Source organism: Coprococcus ammoniilyticus, from assembly GCF_025567345.1.
Taxonomy (GTDB): domain Bacteria; phylum Bacillota; class Clostridia; order Lachnospirales; family Lachnospiraceae; genus Coprococcus; species Coprococcus ammoniilyticus.
This window is the reverse complement of the sequence record NZ_JAOQJS010000006.1, coordinates 222,632-241,244: the sequence shown is the minus strand read 5'-3', so window position 1 is coordinate 241,244 and position 18,613 is coordinate 222,632. Positions and strand designations below refer to the sequence as shown.

Here is an 18,613-nt window from a genome sequence, read left to right as displayed (position 1 = left end):
TCCTTTCCTGAGTTCTTACGCTATGCTCGCCGCAATCTCTTTTTCAGATAACTGCGAACGGGCAATCTGCTCATATACCGGACAATTCTCCATCAGCTCTTTGTGTGTACCCTTGCCTACGATCTTTCCTTCATCCAGTACCAGAATCTGGTCTGCATGTAAGATCGTGCTGACACGCTGGGCAACGATGAATACCGTACTGTCTGTCATGTCTTCACGTAGTGCTTTTCTGACTGCTACATCCGTCTTGAAATCAAGAGCGGAGAAGCTGTCGTCAAATATATAGATCTTTGCATTCCGGGCTACTGCTCTGGCAATCGCAAGTCTCTGCTTCTGACCGCCGGAAACATTTGTACCACCCTGTGAAATGCTGCTGTCATACTGTTTATCCTTTTCCTCGATGAAATCTGTTGCCTGTGCGATCGCTGCCGCTTTCTTCATCTGTTCATCGCTTGCATCCTCTGCACCAAACCGGATATTAGATGCGATCGTGCCGGAGAACAGCACACCCTTCTGCGGCACATAACCGATATTCTCCCGAAGGCTCTCAATTGATACATCCCGGATATCCGTTCCGTCGATCGTGATCTTACCACCTGTGACATCATAGAATCTTGGCATAAGCTGCACCAGGGAAGATTTACCGCAGCCGGTACTTCCTATAATCGCTGTCGTCTCGCCTGGTCTTGCTTCAAAATCAAGATCTGTCAGAACATCTTCATCCGCTCCCGGATATGCGAAGCTTACATGTTCGTAACGGACAACACCCTTTACAGCTTCTAACTTCTTACAATCCGGCTTGTCACAGATCGTACTCTCTGTATCAATAACTTCCTTGATTCGGTCTGCTGCCACGCCTGCCCTTGGAAGCATAACGGATAACATACCGATCATTAAGAAGGACATAATGATCATCATCGTATAAGTAATAAACGCTGTCATGGATCCAACCTGAAGCTCACCCGAATCGATTCTGTGAGCCGCAACCCACTCGATCAGGATCGTAACCGCATACATAATAAACATCAGAACCGGCATCATAAATGTCATTACACGGTTTACAAATAATGATGTCTTTGTCAGATCCTTATTCGCCTTATCAAAACGTTCTTCTTCGAACTTCTCTCTGCCAAATGCCCGGATAACCGGAATACCGGTCAGGATCTCTCTGGACACAAGATTAACACGGTCAACCAGATCCTGCATGATCTTGAACTTTGGAAGTGCAATCGCCATTAACACTCCGAGAACAACCAGGATGCCTGCTACCGCAACTACGATCACCCATCCCATGCTGGCGCCGCTCTCTACAACCTTTATGATACCGCCAACTGCCAGAACCGGTGCATATAAAACCATGCGGAGCAACATAACCGTAACCATCTGGATCTGTTGAACGTCATTTGTCGAACGCGTGATCAGGGATGCAGTCGAGAACCGATTGATCTCTGCATCTGAGAATGAAATAACCCGTTTGAAAATGCTTTCTCGCAGATCACAGCCCACACCTGCAGCTACTCTTGCGGCTACCAGACCGGTAAGTACCGCCGATGCAACCATTAACAATGTCATAAGGATCATCTCTACACCGACACGTTTCAGATAGGACATCTGGATATCCTTATAATTATAATCCATACTGTCATAACAGGTTCTTGTACAGGTAATGGCAGATGACATCATCATATCATCCCCCATACTGTCACGCATGGAATCGATCATCTGCTTCATCTGCGTTCCCATCTGACTCCACATCTCAGGCGGCAGCTCGTCCAATGTCATACCGCTTGCTGCAAGCATCTGCTTTAACTGATTATCTTCATCCGAATCCACCATCGTATATGGATAATAATACATCATCATCGGCTCCATACACGCCTGATCGATCTCATCTATATGATCCTTGCCGTCATCTGTCATACGGTATATGCCATCATCCGACTGCTCATAATACTTTTCCCACACCGTCACATCATCTTCATCCATAAACCCTTTAATAATGGTATACGCTTTTTCCGGGATCTGCAACGGACTACAATGATCAATGCCGTAATTCTGGATACCGGTATCGATCAGCTTCGACGTATAATCCGGCAATGCCAGATCACAATATGCCTGAACGATCAATAACAGAACAATGATCAGAACCGATTTCCAATATGGCTTCAAATTCTTAATTATCTGCATAGTTTCACCTCTCTATAATTTTCGCATGTAGAGGTATTCTATCACTACCTATATAAAAGTCAATTAAATTCCCATAAAAAATGAATAAAAAAAGACCCGCCTGCCAACTAGGACAGACGAGTCTCCTTGTATATTTAATACATAATATATTGGGGGCTTTATTTTACTGTAATCTTCAGTTTCTTACGGGCACCATTCTGAGCAAGTGCATATACATAACATGTACCTTTCTTCTTACCCTTGATTCTGCCTCCCTGTGAAACAGTTGCGATCTTGCTATTTGTTGAGATCCAACGAACCTTCTCACAGTGAACTTTCAGTTTCTTATTCTTAGCCATCTTGACTGTTGCATCAAGATAAACGGATTTGCGCTTTTTAACTGTAACCTTTGAAACCGTCTTACCCTTTGTGTTCTTTACAGTAACACCAATCGGGTTGTTGTACTTGTATTTCTTTGTTGCAGTTATTGTATGTAACTGGAAGGACTTGCCGATCATTCTCTTTTCTATCTTTCCAGTCTTGGAATTTCTTACATTCTTATAAGCAATAACCTTAAATTTATAGAATGTATTCTTCTTGAACTTCTTACCGCCTGCAAGCTTTGTAAGTGTATAGCTAATGTTCTTCTTACCCTTTAACTTACTTGCAGAAACAGTCTTGATCTTCTTATATTTGTAAATCTTATTCTTCTTATTGCAATAGTTACCGTAGATGATGTATCCATCAGCCTCTTTCAGACGTTCCCAACGTAAGGTCACCTTACTTGTTGTAGCAGAAGCTCTGCCTGTAAGCTGTCCCTTGGTATACTTGTCTACCTTATCGCTTGAAATCCACTTATCGGCTTCTTTTGTACCTGGCTTTGGTCCCGGCTGTGTTACTTCTTCTTTCCTAACGGTTACTTTTCCATCTGAAAGACGGATTACAACAAACTGTACTGCATCACTGTTTTCCATACCGGCCTTAACTGCGATCGCTGTGATCGTAGTTGCAGAATCCTTTTTAATTGTGAGTGGCTTTGTGTACTTTGTACCATACTTGGTTGTTGGATAGCTTCCATTTGTTGTATAGTAGATTGTTGCACCCGCTGTCTTTGTAGCAAGGGTAAATGTATTGTTATCCTTGGAATTTGTTCCGGTTGGTGCTACAACCTGTCCCTTAACAGGCTTTACAGGTGTAGACGGAATCAGTTTGCTTACTTCTGCCGATACCACATCACTGTTTAACTTACCCGGAAGAGTTGCAATTGCCTTAATTGTCTTACCGGCAACAGAAGCCGCATCAATCGGTCCTGTATACTTCTTGCCATTCTTCTTAGTCGGTGTGCTTCCATCTGTTGTGTAGTAGATCGTTGCACCCTTTACTGCTGAAACAGTAATTGTCTTCTTGTCACCGCTTGCTGCGATCGTTGGCTTCTGGGTCTTCAGATCTGCTACCTTGACAGTTGCAATATCACTGTCCTTCATGTTATCTTTTACGCCAATAACCTTGATCGTATCAATCGTCTTTCCATTCTTATCTGTTGTAGGAATTGGTCCTGTATATTTGGTTCCGTTCTTCTTGCTTGGTGTTGATCCGTCTGTTGTGTAGTAAATATCTGCATCCTTCGGATCTGCTGTGATGATCAGTGATGTACCATCATCGGAAGCCTTAACGGATGGCTTTCCAACCTGAGCCTTATCACCTTCATCTTCTGTTCCAGGCTTTAATGCACTTACATCAAACTCCATAACGTCACTGTCTTTCATATTTGACTTAACAGCAACCGCCTTGATCGTCTTACCGTCTGTACCGGTGATCTGGATTGGTCCGGTATATCTCTTTCCATTTGTCTTACTTGGCGTAGTTCCATCTGTTGTATAGTAGATATCTGCGCCCTCTGTCTTTGTTGAAAGGAGAACAGACTTTTTATCCTCAGTCAGACTTGCAGTTGGCTTATCAACCTGTGCGATCTTACCCTTGTTATCATCAGAAGTTATATTCTTAACATCAAAGTCGATCACATTACTGTCTTTCATTCCATCTTTCACTGCGATAACTTTGATCTTATCAACTGGCTTACCATCTTTTGTTGTTGGGATAGGGCCTGTATACTTTGTTCCATTGCTTCTACTTGGTGTTGTTCCATCTGTTGTATAATAAATATCCGCACCCTTGGTCTCTGTAGAAACAATAACCGTATTTCCGTCGCTTGACTTCTTAGCTGTTGGGTCCTTGACACGCTCCAGTTTGGAGTCATCTGTATTAGTAATATCTGATTTCTCAATTTTCACCGGAGCACTTGCATAATCTGTAAACAATGCTTCATTAACATCTACTGTATCCAGATCATCTTTATTCTGAATTTCTGCTACAACATATATGTTGTATTTTTCTAATATGTTATCTGTTGTAATTCCACTCTTGTCGATCTTGTTAACTACTGCTGCAAGATCCAGATCTGCAGTGCCTGTTAATTTCGTTGAGTCAACAGCATCTAACTTACCATATGCAAGGATTTTTGATCCATTTGCATCGTAAGCCTTATCTGTAACCACATATGTGATCGCATTAACATTATTCTTTTTCTCACCTGTTACACTATAAGGAATTCTTACTACATTTCCCGTCCGTGTCATAGCACCAAGTGTTGTCTTAATGTCTCTGTCTAATAATGTCAGTTTATACTCCGCATTATATCCATCAGCATCAGCCTTCTTTACCTGTGATGTAAAAAGGATTGCAGATTTCTTTACATTAAATGCCGGTGACATTTCATATGGTGAATCAAAGGCCGTATTGATCTTTCCTGTTATATCCGAAGCTGCTCCAATTATTCTTCCCACCTCGTACATATCTCTGAGCATCCATCCTGAACCTTTTTCTCTCTGTCCTGCTGCTTCAACAGAATCCGGATAACCATATGTCGTATTTGTTGCTTCTCCACTGGTTAACACAAATACTTTCTGATTCGTTATCACCTTGCTGTTCTTATAAGCTAATCCTTTTCCATCTTCTTTAGAAGCTGCACTCTTTGAACTTTTGGCAATAGAAGCTATCTCGTCTTCTGAAAATTCCTTCAGGAATCCGGTCTGGCCATTTAACCATGTTTCATATTCCGTATAGCTTTCCGGTACATAAAGCTGCTTTAATGTGCCATCACAATCTAACAGAACACTTCCATCCGTTCCAAAATCTGCTGCAGAATCATTATCTAACATACGGAACTTGATCGGCTGTCCGTCATATTTACCATAATATACATAACTTCCTTTCCAATCATCCGCTGTATTTAATGTTTCTCCATCATGTGAACCATATGGATTTTTGATTCCATTCTCTCCGTTACCGGTACCAGTCGGCTTCTTGCCATTGTTGTTGCCTGAATTACTGCTGTCATTATCAAATTTATATTCTGCAACATTGACCGGTGTACTTGCATAGTCAGAAAACAGTCCTTCGTTTACATTTGCAGTCTTTGCGTTATCTGTCTGAATATCTTCTGCAAATACATACACCTGATAATCCTTTAAGATATTATCAACGGTACATCTGCCTCCTACTTTTCTTGCCAAAGATGCAAGATTAATCGTTACACTGCCTTTTTGCTTTGCATTGGCAAGTTTTCCATATGCAAGGACTTTTGCATCATCAGCCGTATAACCTTTATTGGTAACCATATAAGAAACCTGAGTTGCTTTGGCTCTGTCAGTTCCGCTCAATACATATGGTACAGCAATCGAATCTCCACTCTTCGTTAATTCATTGGTTGTAATATCCAATCTCATGTTCTTGTCTAACAGAGTCAGTTTATATTCCGCATTATTCTTTCCCCGTGTACCGGATACCAGTGAAGTAAACAGTATTTTGGAGACATCCACGTTAAATGCCGGTGAGATTTCTCCACCATACTGCATGGTCTCAACAGCTCCTTTGCTGTTGATCATTGCCTCACCCCATCCCTGATTGCCGGTTGAATAATGTCCGGATCTTGTCCAATAGTAATTACTGGCAACTGTTTTTCCGATTTTTAATCTCTGAGTTACTGCAGTTGCTTTATCCGGATATCCATATGATTTATTTCTCAGCTCACAAGAATCCAGAACAAATACCTTAGTATCTGTAAGAGGTGTAAATATCAGACTATAACCTGCCGCCGTCTTTAAACCACCATCTCTGACATTTTTTGACTTTTTTGTACTGGAAGCAATTGCTTCCCTGTCTGCATTCGTAAACTGGGTCAGAAAACCGGTCGTTTCTCTTCCCATACCATTATTAATCTTTTCGCCTTCTGCTCCACTGTTCAGCCATTGATAAATATTAGATTGATTCCAGTCTGTTCGGTCGGTTGTTTGAAAATATATACTTTTTGATGGATCTGATTCATCTGCTGTTAAAATAGTCGCACAGTCTAACAACATACTGCCATTGTCAATACCAAATGTCTTACCGGAATTGTTGTCCAATACCCGGAATCTAATTGGTTTATCGTTATATTCACCGTAGTAAACATAGCTTCCTGTCCATTTTTCCGTGTCACTTAATGTTTCGCCATTGGAACCTCTTGGATTCGTGATCCCTGCTATTCTGAGACCGGTGATCGTCTTTGTACTTTCTGAGGTAGTCGCAGCATCAACCTTTTCAATTGGGTTGAGTGTTGGCAACATACTGACAGCCATCGCTGCACTTATCGCAAGTGCTGTTCCCTTCTTGAAAAATCCCTTTTTCATCGTTTTCCTACATTTCTTTGCAGATTGCCCATTCTCTGACGGCAATCTCATGTTGGTTCCCGGTTTTATCGGCCGGTTTTTGTTATGTACAATATTACTTTTAGCAATTTTCAAGTATATATTGTCACTTTATAAATATCAAGTGTTATACTGCAATATATTTTATTTTCGTACAAATGCACATAAAGCAAACGCATTTCACACAAAAAACATACATTTTTGCATTTTTACCTGTTATCCAATTTGAGTTTTAGAAATGCATTCTCAAAACAGATTTTTTACTTTCAATTAGATATGATGTCATATTTTTAATATCATATGTTATTTTATATCTAATTTATATTTTATGGGAATATACATAAAATATATGGCGCAAATCCCACCAAGGGAATTTACGCCATATATTTTTTCTTTCTTTATAGAAACTATTTTAATAATTAGTCTACTTTGATCTCTTTGATCCATCCTTCCGGAGCTTCGATCCTACCCATCTGGATACCTGTTAATGTATCATAGAGCTTCTGGATAACCGGTCCCATCTTCTCCATTCCACTTGGGAAGCAGATCTCTTTGCCATGATCAACAATCTTACCTACCGGTGAGATAACGGCTGCTGTACCACACAGACCACACTCTGCAAAATCTTTTACCTCATCGAAGTATACTTCTCTGTGCTCTACTTTCAGTCCGAGGTACTTCTCAGCAACTACCATAAGTGAACGTCTTGTGATTGATGGAAGGATACTGTTTGACTTAGGGGTTACAACTGTTCCATCCTTTGTTACGAAGATGAAGTTTGCTCCACCTGTCTCTTCTACCTTTGTTCTGGTTGCTGCATCTAAGTACATGTTCTCATCATAACCTTCCTGATGAGCTGTAACAATTGCATGAAGGCTCATTGCATAGTTCAAACCAGCCTTGATATGACCCGTTCCATGAGGTGCTGCACGGTCAAAATCTGAAACCTTGATCGTAATTGGCTTTGCACCGCCCTTAAAGTAAGGACCTACTGGTGTACAGAACATTCTGAACTGATACTCATCTGCCGGCTTAACACCGATTACAGGATTTGAACCAAACATATATGGTCTGATGTAAAGAGTTGCACCTGAACCATAAGGTGGAACATAAGCAGCATTTGCTCTTACTGTCTCTTCTACTGCCTTTACAAATCTATCTTCCGGGAATGCAGGCATCTCAAGTCTCTTTGCTGAATCTGCCATTCTGCTTGCGTTCAGATCAGGACGGAAACATACGATTCTGCCATCTTCTGTTGTATATGCCTTTAATCCTTCAAATACTGTCTGGGCATACTGAAGAACACCTGCGCACTCACTTAATACAACGTTCGCATCATCTGTTAATGTTCCTTCATCCCATGCACCATTCTTATAATTTGATACATATCTTTTATCCGTTTTGATATAACCAAAACCGATACTTGACCAGTCAATATTTTTCTTCTCCATAACTATTCATCCTTTCAGTTTCTATTTCGCAAAAAAATAATATTCATAGTTTCTGTTATAGCACATTCTTTTCTCAATTTCCATAGTATTGATAATTTTTTTACTGTTCAAATATATATTTTACCATATCTGATACGGCATTACTGTCCTTATGCTTTAAGGTTCTCTTCGCAAGCGGCACGCGGTCCGTGATGATATTATCCACGCCAATTGCCATCATGCGACGCATCTCGCTGCTGGTATTTACCGTCCATGCGCAGACCATAATACCTTTTTTATGTGCTCCGGTTACCACCTGCCTGGTCAGGTATCTGGCATCAATGCTTAACACATCCATTGCTTCATAATTTGTCCGGTTGCTGTATCCGAAGCTGTATATATAGCCCGTCACGATATCCGGATCATCTTTCTTGATCCGTACAAGAGACCGTTGCTTAAAGGATGTGACAATACATTGCTCTTCCATGTTATTCTCTTTGAGCTCCTGCGCAACCTTTGCTTCCAGTTCTCCGTCATTCCGGACCGTTTTCAGTTCTATGTTCATCATGACCTTGCCTTTACAGGTATCGATTGCTTCCTGTAAGGTCGGAATCTTTGTTCCGGCATATTCATCTGAAAATTCTGCTCCGGCATCCAATTGCTGTAGCTCCTCATAAGTAGTATCACATACCAGCTTATCAACGCCTGTCGTCCGCTCGGTTGATGGGTCATGCATCAGCACAAGTTCCCCATCTGAAGTCAGCCGGACATCCATTTCCACATAATCTGCCCCTTCTTCGATTGCCTTTTCAAATGCAGGGATCGTATTCTCCGGAGCTTCGCTGCTGGAACCTCTGTGTGCGGTGATCAACGTTGCCCCAAGGGAAGCGTATGTCGGTGTCGTACCTGCAGACAAAAATCTGACATTCAGATATATTGCCAATACACAGGCAACAGCAACCATACTGACCAGTACATAATGGGTCTGCTTGTTAAGATCAGCATTATCTACATAATACATAAGCATCTTTGGTCGTGCGAGCTGTAATGCTGCAGAAATGTTGAACATACCACAGATAAAAAGCAGCAACCCTCCGACAACGATGTTTATACGATTATACACTTCATAAAACAGTATCAGAACATTGTCGCCATCAGATTTCGCCTTGATAACAAGAACACTTACCAGAATAAATACTGCATATAGTACCGCACAGAATAAAGCAATAAACAATTCCCATAACATCTGGAACATAAAATGATGAAATCTTTCCCGTCGTGTCAGCCGGGTCTGCTCTTTTGCTTTCGATGCATCGACATTTCCAAGGATCAGCAACCGGATATATGGAATCTTTACGGACATAAGCCAGATACAGATCAGATAGATCACTGCAAATCCGATCCAAAATGCTTTCTTTCCGGTTCCCCGAATACACAATTTCAACAGGTATTTTGTGACCGTATTATTATTTAACGCCATCAGAAACGGTGGCATGTATACTGCAAACGCAAATGGAAGCATGTAGAAAATACGCACAATCTTCCTTTTTCCAAAGAAACGGAAGAAATGCTTCTCGACCTGTACCAGATATTCAATCAAGCCATGTCTGCTGTGCCGGAGTGATGCATCAAACAATACAATATACATCGTAAGGTTCAACAACATGAACACCATGAGCAGCACAATAAGAAGCAATATATAAATAATAGATCCCGGCTTGATCAGGACATCCAGAAAGTTCTCTTTCGTGATCGAACTGTATCCGGACAATTTGATTGCCAGATAGAATCCACGAAATACAACCGGAACCAGAATAAACGACGAAACCAGTAGAAAAGCAAGCTGACATAGTACCACCTTTATTTTATTATGTGCCAGAAAATATCTGATCCGGAGCATATATTCCGCTTTCATATCTGTCTGCCTCCTGGTTGTTTGTTCAAAACAGGCATTGCAGAATATTCTATGCTCTGTTTAAACATTTCTGACATTACCAACCAGAGGACGCTTCCGCTCGTTTCGTCCTGCAACGGTACTAAGATGCCGTTTACACGCCATCTAAGGACCGGCGGACTCAAATGCCTCTGAGTTGGTAAGTCAAAATGTTTAAACAAAATCTACAATATGCTTTCTGCAATTGCCTGTTTAATCTCATAGTCTATATTATAGGCACAACCGAAGCTATCTGCAAGCACTCTCTGTCACAATAATCTGACAACCGAACACATCCGGCTTCTGACGATATATAAAAACCGGGGAAATGTTCTACACAATTAATCGTACTTACCGTAACGCACTATACAAAAAGGCACCCACAATAAATTTTAATATCTCAGGATATTATTTGCGCTATAACATGACATTCGCAAGGATTTCGTTATGAGTTGCACATTGTCAGTAAATACGGGTGCCTGTCTGAGCCAAAGGCGAGTTGGCACAGGAGTATTTACGAATCCGACATGTGCAGCGAATAGAAATCCCCGCGAGTCATTTATAGTGTAAATAATATTCAAGATATAAAATTTATCGTGGATGCCGCCACATTCGTTTAGAAGCCGGTGTTTCGGTTATCGGTAATACGCTTTGCCTTGCCCTCGGAACGAGCAATAGACTTCGGCGGAAGCATTTCTACCTTGGCACTGATCAGTAGAGTCTGCTTGATCTGTGTCTTGATATATGCAGCCAGCTTCTCAAGCTTATCCGCATCGTTTATATCAACATCATCCTTTAATTCCACCTGAACAGTAAGCTTATCCTGTGAATTCACACGATCAACTACCAGCATATAATGTGCAGATGCTTCTTTCACACCCATCAGTACAGCTTCAATCTGACTTGGGAATACATTGACGCCACGAACAACAAGCATATCATCGGTACGTCCTGTGATACGGCTCATCTTAACTGTTGTTCTTCCACAAGCACATGTTCCGTGATGTAAAGTACAGATATCATGTGTTCTGTAACGGATCATAGGCGCACCTGTCTTGGTCAGTGTAGTAAATACCAGTTCACCCGGTGTATCATCCGGAAGCGGTTCTTCTGTTACCGGATCGATGATCTCTGCAAGCACATGATCTTCATTGATATGCATACCATGCTTTTCCATGCATTCAAATGCAACACCGGGACCACCAATCTCCGTAAGTCCATAGATATCGAGTGCATCAAAATCAAGCAGATCTTCCAGATGCTGTCTCATTTCCTCTGTCCATGGCTCTGCACCAAAACAACCGGATTTCAGTTTTAATTCTTCCGGCTTGATTCCCATTTCATGGATGGTTTCTGCCAGATATGTTGCATAAGATGGTGTACAGCAGAGCATCGTAGCACCAAGCTCTTTCATCATTATAATCTGTCTCTGTGTATTACCGGATGACATTGGAATTACTGTAGCCCCAATCTCTGTTGCACCCTGATGTGCCCCCAGTCCGCCAGTAAATAAACCATAACCATAAGCAATCTGAATGATATCATCCTTTGTACCGCCTGCAGCAGTCAGTGCTCTGGCAACCATCTCTGTCCATACCTTAATATCATTTTCCGTATATCCTGATACGATCGGCTTTCCGGTTGTTCCTGAAGAACCCTGAATACGTACAATATCTTTAAGATCTGCAGCAAATAGTCCATATGGGAAATTATCTCTCAAATCGGTTTTCTGCGTAAATGGAAGCTTTACGATATCTTCAATTCCATTAATATCTTCCGGTTTTACTCCGGCTTCATCCATTCTCTTTCTGTAAGCCGGAACATTATTATATTCCAACTCTACGGTAGCTCTCAGTCTCTCTCCCTGAAGCTTTTTTCTTTCATCAAAATCCATACATTCCATTGCATCGTTATAGATGTAATGAATCTTCTTCTGTCTCATATGTGACTATCCTCCATGTCTGATCTTGGCTTTACTTTTTCGCTTTTATGTTTTTCCACACTAAAGCGTTTACCCATAAAAATTTTAGCTGAGCAGCCTGTATATGTCAAGGAAGTTTTTACCTTCCCTTAAAGATTTTCCATATAGTACAAAACGACCACCACACAGGCGCGTCCTGCATGATGGTCGTTCTGTCAATATATTGGTATATAAGATTTACGCAAATCTTGTTGTGTTAATCTTTACACCAGGACCCATTGTTGAAGCAATTACAACGCTCTTAAGGTACTGTCCCTTAGCAGCTGATGGCTTTGCTTTTACAATAGCATCCATTAAGGTCTGGAAGTTTTCGTCTAACTGTTCCTCTGTAAAGGAAGCTTTTCCCACTGGCACATGGATAATATTGGCTTTATCAAGTCTGTACTCTATCTTACCAGCTTTGATATCATTAACTGCTTTTGTTACGTCCATTGTAACTGTACCAGCCTTAGGGTTTGGCATTAAGCCCTTAGGTCCAAGTACACGACCAAGACGTCCAACAACACCCATCATATCAGGTGTAGCTACAACAACATCGAAATCTAACCATCCGTCTTTCTGGATCTTTGGAACTAATTCCTCACCACCTGCGTAATCAGCACCGGCAGCAAGAGCTTCGTCTACCTTATCTCCCTTAGCGAATACGAGAACCTTAACTGTCTTACCTGTTCCATGAGGTAATACAACTGCACCACGTACCTGCTGATCTGCATGACGTCCATCAACGCCCAGTCTTAAGTGAGCTTCGATTGTCTCGTCAAATTTAGCTGTAGCCATTTTCTTTACCAAAGCAACTGCCTCTTCAAATTCGTAAACGGCTGTTTTGTCATAGAGCTTGCTTGCATCTATATATTTCTTACTCTTCTTCATTATAAACCTCCTGTGGTCTTATCGGGAGCGACCCTCCCACCAAAATGTTTTTATTCTTAATTACTCTTCAACTGTAACGCCCATTGAACGAGCTGTTCCAGCGATCATGCTCATAGCAGATTCAAGGCTTGCAGCATTTAAATCTTTCATCTTAAGTTCGGCAATTTCCTGAACCTTAGCCTTTGAGATAGTTGCAACCTTTGTCTTCTTTGAGTTAGCTGAACCGGATTTGATATTACAAGCCTTCTTGATCAGAAGTGCTGCAGGAGGAGTCTTAGTGATAAAGCTAAAGCTCTTATCCTGGTAAACTGTAATAACAACAGGGATGATCATATCTCCCTCGTTAGCAGTTCTAGCATTGAATTCCTTTGTAAATGCAACGATATTAACACCATGCTGACCAAGAGCCGGTCCAACAGGTGGTGCAGGTGTTGCCTTTCCTGCAGGGATCTGTAATTTGATATATCCTTCTACTTTCTTCGCCATCTTAGCGCACCTCCAAAAATATTGTGGTAATAACGGGGGATACCCTTCCACTCACTCTTACAATTTCTTGATATCAGCGAATGCAATCTCTACAGATGTTGCACGGCCAAATATTTCTACATCGATGGTAATGGTCTGTTTACTTGGGTTAATTGCCTTAATACTACCCACGGTACCTTCCCAGGCACCTGCTGTAACCTCAACCATATCGCCTACTTCCGCATCGATCACGATTGTCTCCTTGTTGATTCCAAGGTACTTCATCTCATCATCTGATAACGGAACCGGTTTTGATCCCGGTCCTACGAATCCTGTAACACCTCTTGTATTACGAACTACATACCATGTAGCATCGTTCATAATCATATTGAGCAGGACATAGCCGGGAAACAGTTTTCTGGTAACAGCTTTCTGTACACCGTTCTTAACCTCAATGGATTCTTCTACGGGTACAGATACTTCTAATATCTGGTCCTGTAATTTTCTGTTTTCAATTGTTTTCTCAATATCAGCTTTAACCTTATTTTCATAACCTGAGTAGGTATGGACTACATACCATCTTGCGCTTTCTGCATCTGCCATATAATTCACCAACCTTTACTCATTATATTATGAAATTCAAGCCTATTTGTATAAGCCAGTCAACGACTGCAATAATAGCTCCGAGGATTACCGTTGAAACGATTACTACGGCTGACTGCTTAAACAGGGTTGTTCTGTCAAGCCATGTGATTTTCTTGAATTCACCCTTTAGTTCCTGGGTCCAGCTTTTCTTGAGAGCTGTTGATTTTTCTTCACTTTTTGCCATTAAACCAATCCTCCTTCACTGGTCCGGAACTATTTTGTTTCCTTGTGTACTGTATGCTTCTTGCAGAATCTGCAGTACTTCTTTGTTTCCATTCTGTCTGGATGCGTTTTCTTATCCTTTGTCATATTGTAATTACGCTGTTTACAATCCTGACATGCCAATGTTATTTTAACGCGCACTTCCATCTACCTCCATTACTTATTTTAAGGCATAAAAAAAAGACCTCTTTCATCGCACGTTTAACAATAACACAAGTATACAGTGCAAGTCAAGAAATCTTTTTCTGTTTTTAGACATATTCTCTATTTTTTAATTTTATAAAGAAATATGCCGCATTTATTGGATTGTCTGTATTTACCCCTTCAGATCCTTTAAGGTATGGAATAATTCCATATCCGATTCTGTCAGTTTTACATTTGTACAGATCTGTTTTCCCTCCGGATCCGTGATCTTTACTTCTATAATATAGTCTTCTTTGATCCCGCTTGCCATCGCAGCCTGTAAAAACATCGGAAACTTCGGATGATTGGATGCAAATTTCTCCCATGCGGATTTTATCTTAAAAATTGATGCCGGATTTACCATATCTATCTCCTTATACGCCTGCAAGTTTTGCAGCTTCTCTCGTCCTGCAGACATATCTCTTATTAAAATATTATTCCATATTTATGATATCAGAATAATGCTGCAATCGCGCCAAGCAGTCCGTAGCTTACAACTCCCACGATCAGTCCTGCAAGTACAACACCACCTATAACGGCAAGTGCACTCTTCTTCCAGTCAAGATCTAAGAAGCTGGCTGCCAGAGTACCCGTCCAGGCTCCTGTACCCGGAAGTGGGACCCCGACAAACAACATCAGTGCGATATAGACTCCGCCGCCTGTTTTCTCAAGCAGCTTCTGTCCGCCTTTTTCGCCCTTCTGAATACACCATGTAAAAAATTTCCCTATATATTTCTTATCTTTTCCCCACATCAGAACCCGTCTGGCGAACCAGTAGATCACCGGAACCGGAAGCATGTTGCCGATCATACAGATGATCAGTGCACGAAATGTCGGTATTCCGAATACCGCTGCATATGGAATCGCACCTCGCAGTTCCACGATCGGAACCATAGATATCAGAAACATGATCAGATATTTTTTAAACATTATTATCTCCTACAATTTCTTTTTTATAGAATGGCTCTGTATTCTCTGTAACCTTTTTTCCAAGTCCGTTATCTGTTCCTGTAAGTGCGATTGGAATACCAAACGCAAGCGGTTTTATCTTTGGGAGAAGGGAATCAAATAAATCTTCTTCATCACCTTCAAAATCAATTGTGATCAGATACTCTTCATCTGAATTTTCTTTTTCCATCATCTGGATATAAGCTGCCTTTACATTTGGACGTTCAGCCAGGAATTTCTTTGCTTCATCCAACATATCAACCGGCATATATTTCGGACTTCTTAAACGGATCTTTGTATTTGCCGGAATTGTATGCTTCTTGATATTCGTATTCTTATGCTCATCAAGCACACTCTTTCTGCTCTCATCCACTGTCTTTATAAGTGCATCCGGGACCTGCATACCAACTGTGTAGGGATCGATCACGATTCCCTGGATCTGACCATTGGAATTCAGAACCAGTGGGGCAACCTCTTTATAAGTAAGTGCCATCTTCTCAACTTCTACTTCCTTGATCGCATGCTCGAATTCTTCGTCATTTGTAAAACATGGGAAGAAGTTCTTTCCTGTATTATCTGTGATAACACGGAAATTTACTCTGAATTTTCCATCTCCCATGATCCTTCCCTGATCATCTTTTACCGGTTTTGGATCCAGTGTTGCAGGCAGGATAAATCTCGCCTGTAACAGCTTCTCGATAAAATTCTTTAGATTCTGCTGATTATTTTCGGCCTTAAAAACCTCAATTGCCTCCAACAATGCTTCATTCTTTATCTTGCCGCTTTCCATACTTAATTTTCACCTTTCTCTTTTATACTGTCCTTATAGGCTCTGTATTCAACTTCTGCCTTCTTGCCTTCTTCGCTTCTCTTGGATGCCACCATCTCAGGCATAATATCCACCATCGGCTCGTTAATATATTCTGTCAGCTTCTGAAGGAATTCCTTTCCACCTTTATAAGTAGCTACCGGAATGGTCACGACACCCTGATTGGTCATCATAACATACCCTCTTACCACATGGTAAAACGGCTTATGCAGCTTTGCCTGTTCCTTTATATCAGAAATATCATAACATTTCCATCTTCCGGGGATCTTACTGTAATACAGATGTTCTTTATCAAGCTTCGCAGCTGACCCTACGATACATCTGCACATCATACCGATCAAAAATCCAAGCGCCAGTGCCGCAAGAATCAGGATCCGTCCGGTTCCTTTAAATACACTGTCAAATCCCAGAAGTGCTACAACGATAAATAATACGATTGCTGTACCAACAATAAATGCCAGATACCCAACTGTAGTGTATGCCTGATACTGTCCATTCTTATTTTTTTTGCATTTCGAATAATAACTGAACGGTGAATCAATAAGACCAAGGTCAGCTCCGCACAACGGACAGTATTTCTGATTCAGTGTCGCATTTGCAGGAATTGACTTTCCACAGTGCGGGCAACGGAAAAATAACTGATTGATAATACCCGATAATAACAGCATGATAACAAACAGTCCCCATCCGTATATGATCTTTCCAACAAATGTAAATATAAACAGTCCCAGAGTACCGATCACGGGCATAATTACAATACAACCCTTGGCAATTCTTAACTTCATTTCTTCCTCCATCCACAGCAGGATATTTCCTTTGCTATTTTCTATAACAGTTCTGCTGTGGCTATCTTCTTTCTATATTTCAGACCGGTTCAGATCTTAGATCTGCGCAAATGCCTGTTCCAGATCTGCGATCAGATCTTCAGCATCTTCCAGTCCACATGAATAACGGACAAGATCAGGATATACACCGCATGCTGTCAATTCTTCATCATTCATCTGCCTGTGTGTTGCACTTGCCGGATGCAGACAACAGGTTCTCGCATCCGCTACATGTGTCTCAATCGAACCGAGTTTTAAGTGCTTCATGAATTCTTCCGCTGCTTTTCTTCCGCCCTTTACACCGAAGCTTACAACGCCACAGGAGCCGTTTGGCAGATATTTTTCTGCAAGTGCATGATATTTGTCATTTTCCAGCCCGCAGTAATTCACATAAGTAACCTTATCATTCTGTTCCAGATATTTTGCAACTGCGAGTGCATTCTCGCAGTGACGTTTTACTCTGACATGCAGACTTTCCAGTCCAAGATTCAGGATAAATGCACTCTGTGGAGACTGTACAGAACCAAAATCACGCATCAGCTGTGCAGTTGCCTTTGTGATAAATGCGCCTTCTTTTCCGAACTTCTCTGCATATGTAATTCCATGATAGCTGTCATCCGGTGTGGTAAGTCCCGGGAATTTGTCTGCATATTTCATCCAGTCAAACTTTCCGGCATCTACGATGCATCCACCGATAGCTGCTCCATGTCCGTCCATGTATTTGGTTGTGGAATGGGTTACGATATCTGCTCCCCATTCGATCGGACGACAGTTGATCGGAGTCGGGAATGTATTATCTACAATAAGCGGTACTCCCTGCTCATGCGCTACCTTTGCAAACTTCTCAATATCTAATACGGTCAGAGCCGGATTTGCAATGATCTCACCAAATAATGCCTTGGTATTCGGACGGAACGCTGCACGGATCTCATCTTCAGATGCGTCCGGATCAACAAATGTGAAATCGATTCCCATCTTCTTCATCGTTACCGCAAATAAGTTATAGGTTCCACCATAGATGGAATTTGATGCTACAACATGGTCACCACAATTTGCAATATTAAATACTGCATAGAAGTTTGCTGACTGACCGGAACCGGTAAGCATCGCCGCTGCACCGCCCTCTAACTGACAGATCTTCTTTGCAACCAGATCATTTGTCGGATTCTGAAGTCTGGAATAAAAATATCCATCTGCCTCCAGATCGAATAATTTACCCATATCTTCACTTGTTGCATATTTGAATGTTGTACTCTGATAGATCGGAACCTGACGTGGTTCTCCGTTTCCCGGTTCATAACCTCCCTGTACACATGTTGTATTAATCTTGTATTTACTCATTACATCCTCCTGATAACTATATCTTCTGTGT

The 18,613-nt window shown here is 41.3% G+C and carries 15 protein-coding genes; all 15 read right to left on the bottom strand.

The features are described 5' to 3' along the window. Window positions 1-15: 15 nt before the first annotated feature. Window positions 16-2,187, bottom strand: coding sequence for an ABC transporter ATP-binding protein (locus OCV60_RS11210; protein ID WP_117785304.1), 2,172 nt, complete (start codon window positions 2,185-2,187; stop codon window positions 16-18). A gap of 158 nt (window positions 2,188-2,345) precedes the next feature. Next, window positions 2,346-6,893 (bottom strand): chitobiase/beta-hexosaminidase C-terminal domain-containing protein, encoded by a 4,548-nt coding sequence (locus tag OCV60_RS11205; RefSeq protein WP_262530179.1) that lies wholly within the window; start codon window positions 6,891-6,893, stop codon window positions 2,346-2,348. Between the two features lie 437 nt (window positions 6,894-7,330). Further along, window positions 7,331-8,362, bottom strand: a complete 1,032-nt coding sequence (locus OCV60_RS11200; RefSeq protein ID WP_021943596.1) for a branched-chain amino acid aminotransferase — start codon at window positions 8,360-8,362, stop codon at window positions 7,331-7,333. Between the two features lie 100 nt (window positions 8,363-8,462). Further along, window positions 8,463-10,256 carry a glycerophosphodiester phosphodiesterase gene (locus tag OCV60_RS11195; protein WP_262530178.1) on the bottom strand — a complete coding sequence of 598 codons (1,794 nt, stop codon included), beginning with the start codon at window positions 10,254-10,256 and terminating at the stop codon, window positions 8,463-8,465. 634 nt (window positions 10,257-10,890) lie between these two features. After that, a complete protein-coding gene (locus OCV60_RS11190) occupies window positions 10,891-12,216 on the bottom strand; it encodes a phenylacetate--CoA ligase family protein (protein WP_262530177.1) in 1,326 nt (441 codons plus the stop codon). 216 nt (window positions 12,217-12,432) lie between these two features. After that, window positions 12,433-13,125 carry a 50S ribosomal protein L1 gene (gene rplA / locus OCV60_RS11185; RefSeq protein WP_021943593.1) on the bottom strand — a complete coding sequence of 231 codons (693 nt, stop codon included), beginning with the start codon at window positions 13,123-13,125 and terminating at the stop codon, window positions 12,433-12,435. Between the two features lie 60 nt (window positions 13,126-13,185). Further along, window positions 13,186-13,611 (bottom strand): 50S ribosomal protein L11, encoded by a 426-nt coding sequence (rplK, locus tag OCV60_RS11180; protein WP_021943592.1) that lies wholly within the window; start codon window positions 13,609-13,611, stop codon window positions 13,186-13,188. A 57-nt stretch (window positions 13,612-13,668) separates the two neighbouring features. Further along, window positions 13,669-14,193: a transcription termination/antitermination protein NusG gene (gene nusG, locus OCV60_RS11175; protein ID WP_021943591.1), complete on the bottom strand. Its 525-nt coding sequence runs from the start codon at window positions 14,191-14,193 to the stop codon at window positions 13,669-13,671. 22 nt (window positions 14,194-14,215) lie between these two features. Then, a complete protein-coding gene (gene secE / locus OCV60_RS11170; RefSeq protein WP_008401094.1) occupies window positions 14,216-14,419 on the bottom strand; it encodes a preprotein translocase subunit SecE in 204 nt (67 codons plus the stop codon). Window positions 14,420-14,448: 29 nt separating this feature from the next. Next, complete coding sequence (gene rpmG / locus OCV60_RS11165; RefSeq protein WP_008401093.1) at window positions 14,449-14,598, bottom strand: 50S ribosomal protein L33; 150 nt, start codon at window positions 14,596-14,598, stop codon at window positions 14,449-14,451. Between the two features lie 175 nt (window positions 14,599-14,773). Further along, entirely contained in the window at window positions 14,774-15,004 is a 231-nt protein-coding gene (locus OCV60_RS11160) for a hypothetical protein (RefSeq protein WP_021943590.1), read from the bottom strand. A gap of 89 nt (window positions 15,005-15,093) precedes the next feature. Continuing rightward, entirely contained in the window at window positions 15,094-15,570 is a 477-nt protein-coding gene (locus OCV60_RS11155) for a COG2426 family protein (protein WP_021943589.1), read from the bottom strand. After that, the gene (locus OCV60_RS11150) at window positions 15,563-16,378 is read right to left on the bottom strand and encodes an enhanced serine sensitivity protein SseB (protein WP_262530176.1); all 816 of its coding nucleotides are present in this window, start codon (window positions 16,376-16,378) and stop codon (window positions 15,563-15,565) included. The genes OCV60_RS11155 and OCV60_RS11150 overlap by 8 nt, the downstream gene beginning before the upstream one ends. 2 nt (window positions 16,379-16,380) lie before the next feature. Further along, window positions 16,381-17,202 carry a zinc ribbon domain-containing protein gene (locus tag OCV60_RS11145; protein WP_021943587.1) on the bottom strand — a complete coding sequence of 274 codons (822 nt, stop codon included), beginning with the start codon at window positions 17,200-17,202 and terminating at the stop codon, window positions 16,381-16,383. A 96-nt stretch (window positions 17,203-17,298) separates the two neighbouring features. Next, complete coding sequence (locus tag OCV60_RS11140; protein WP_021943586.1) at window positions 17,299-18,582, bottom strand: O-acetylhomoserine aminocarboxypropyltransferase/cysteine synthase family protein; 1,284 nt, start codon at window positions 18,580-18,582, stop codon at window positions 17,299-17,301. Window positions 18,583-18,613: the final 31 nt, after the last annotated feature.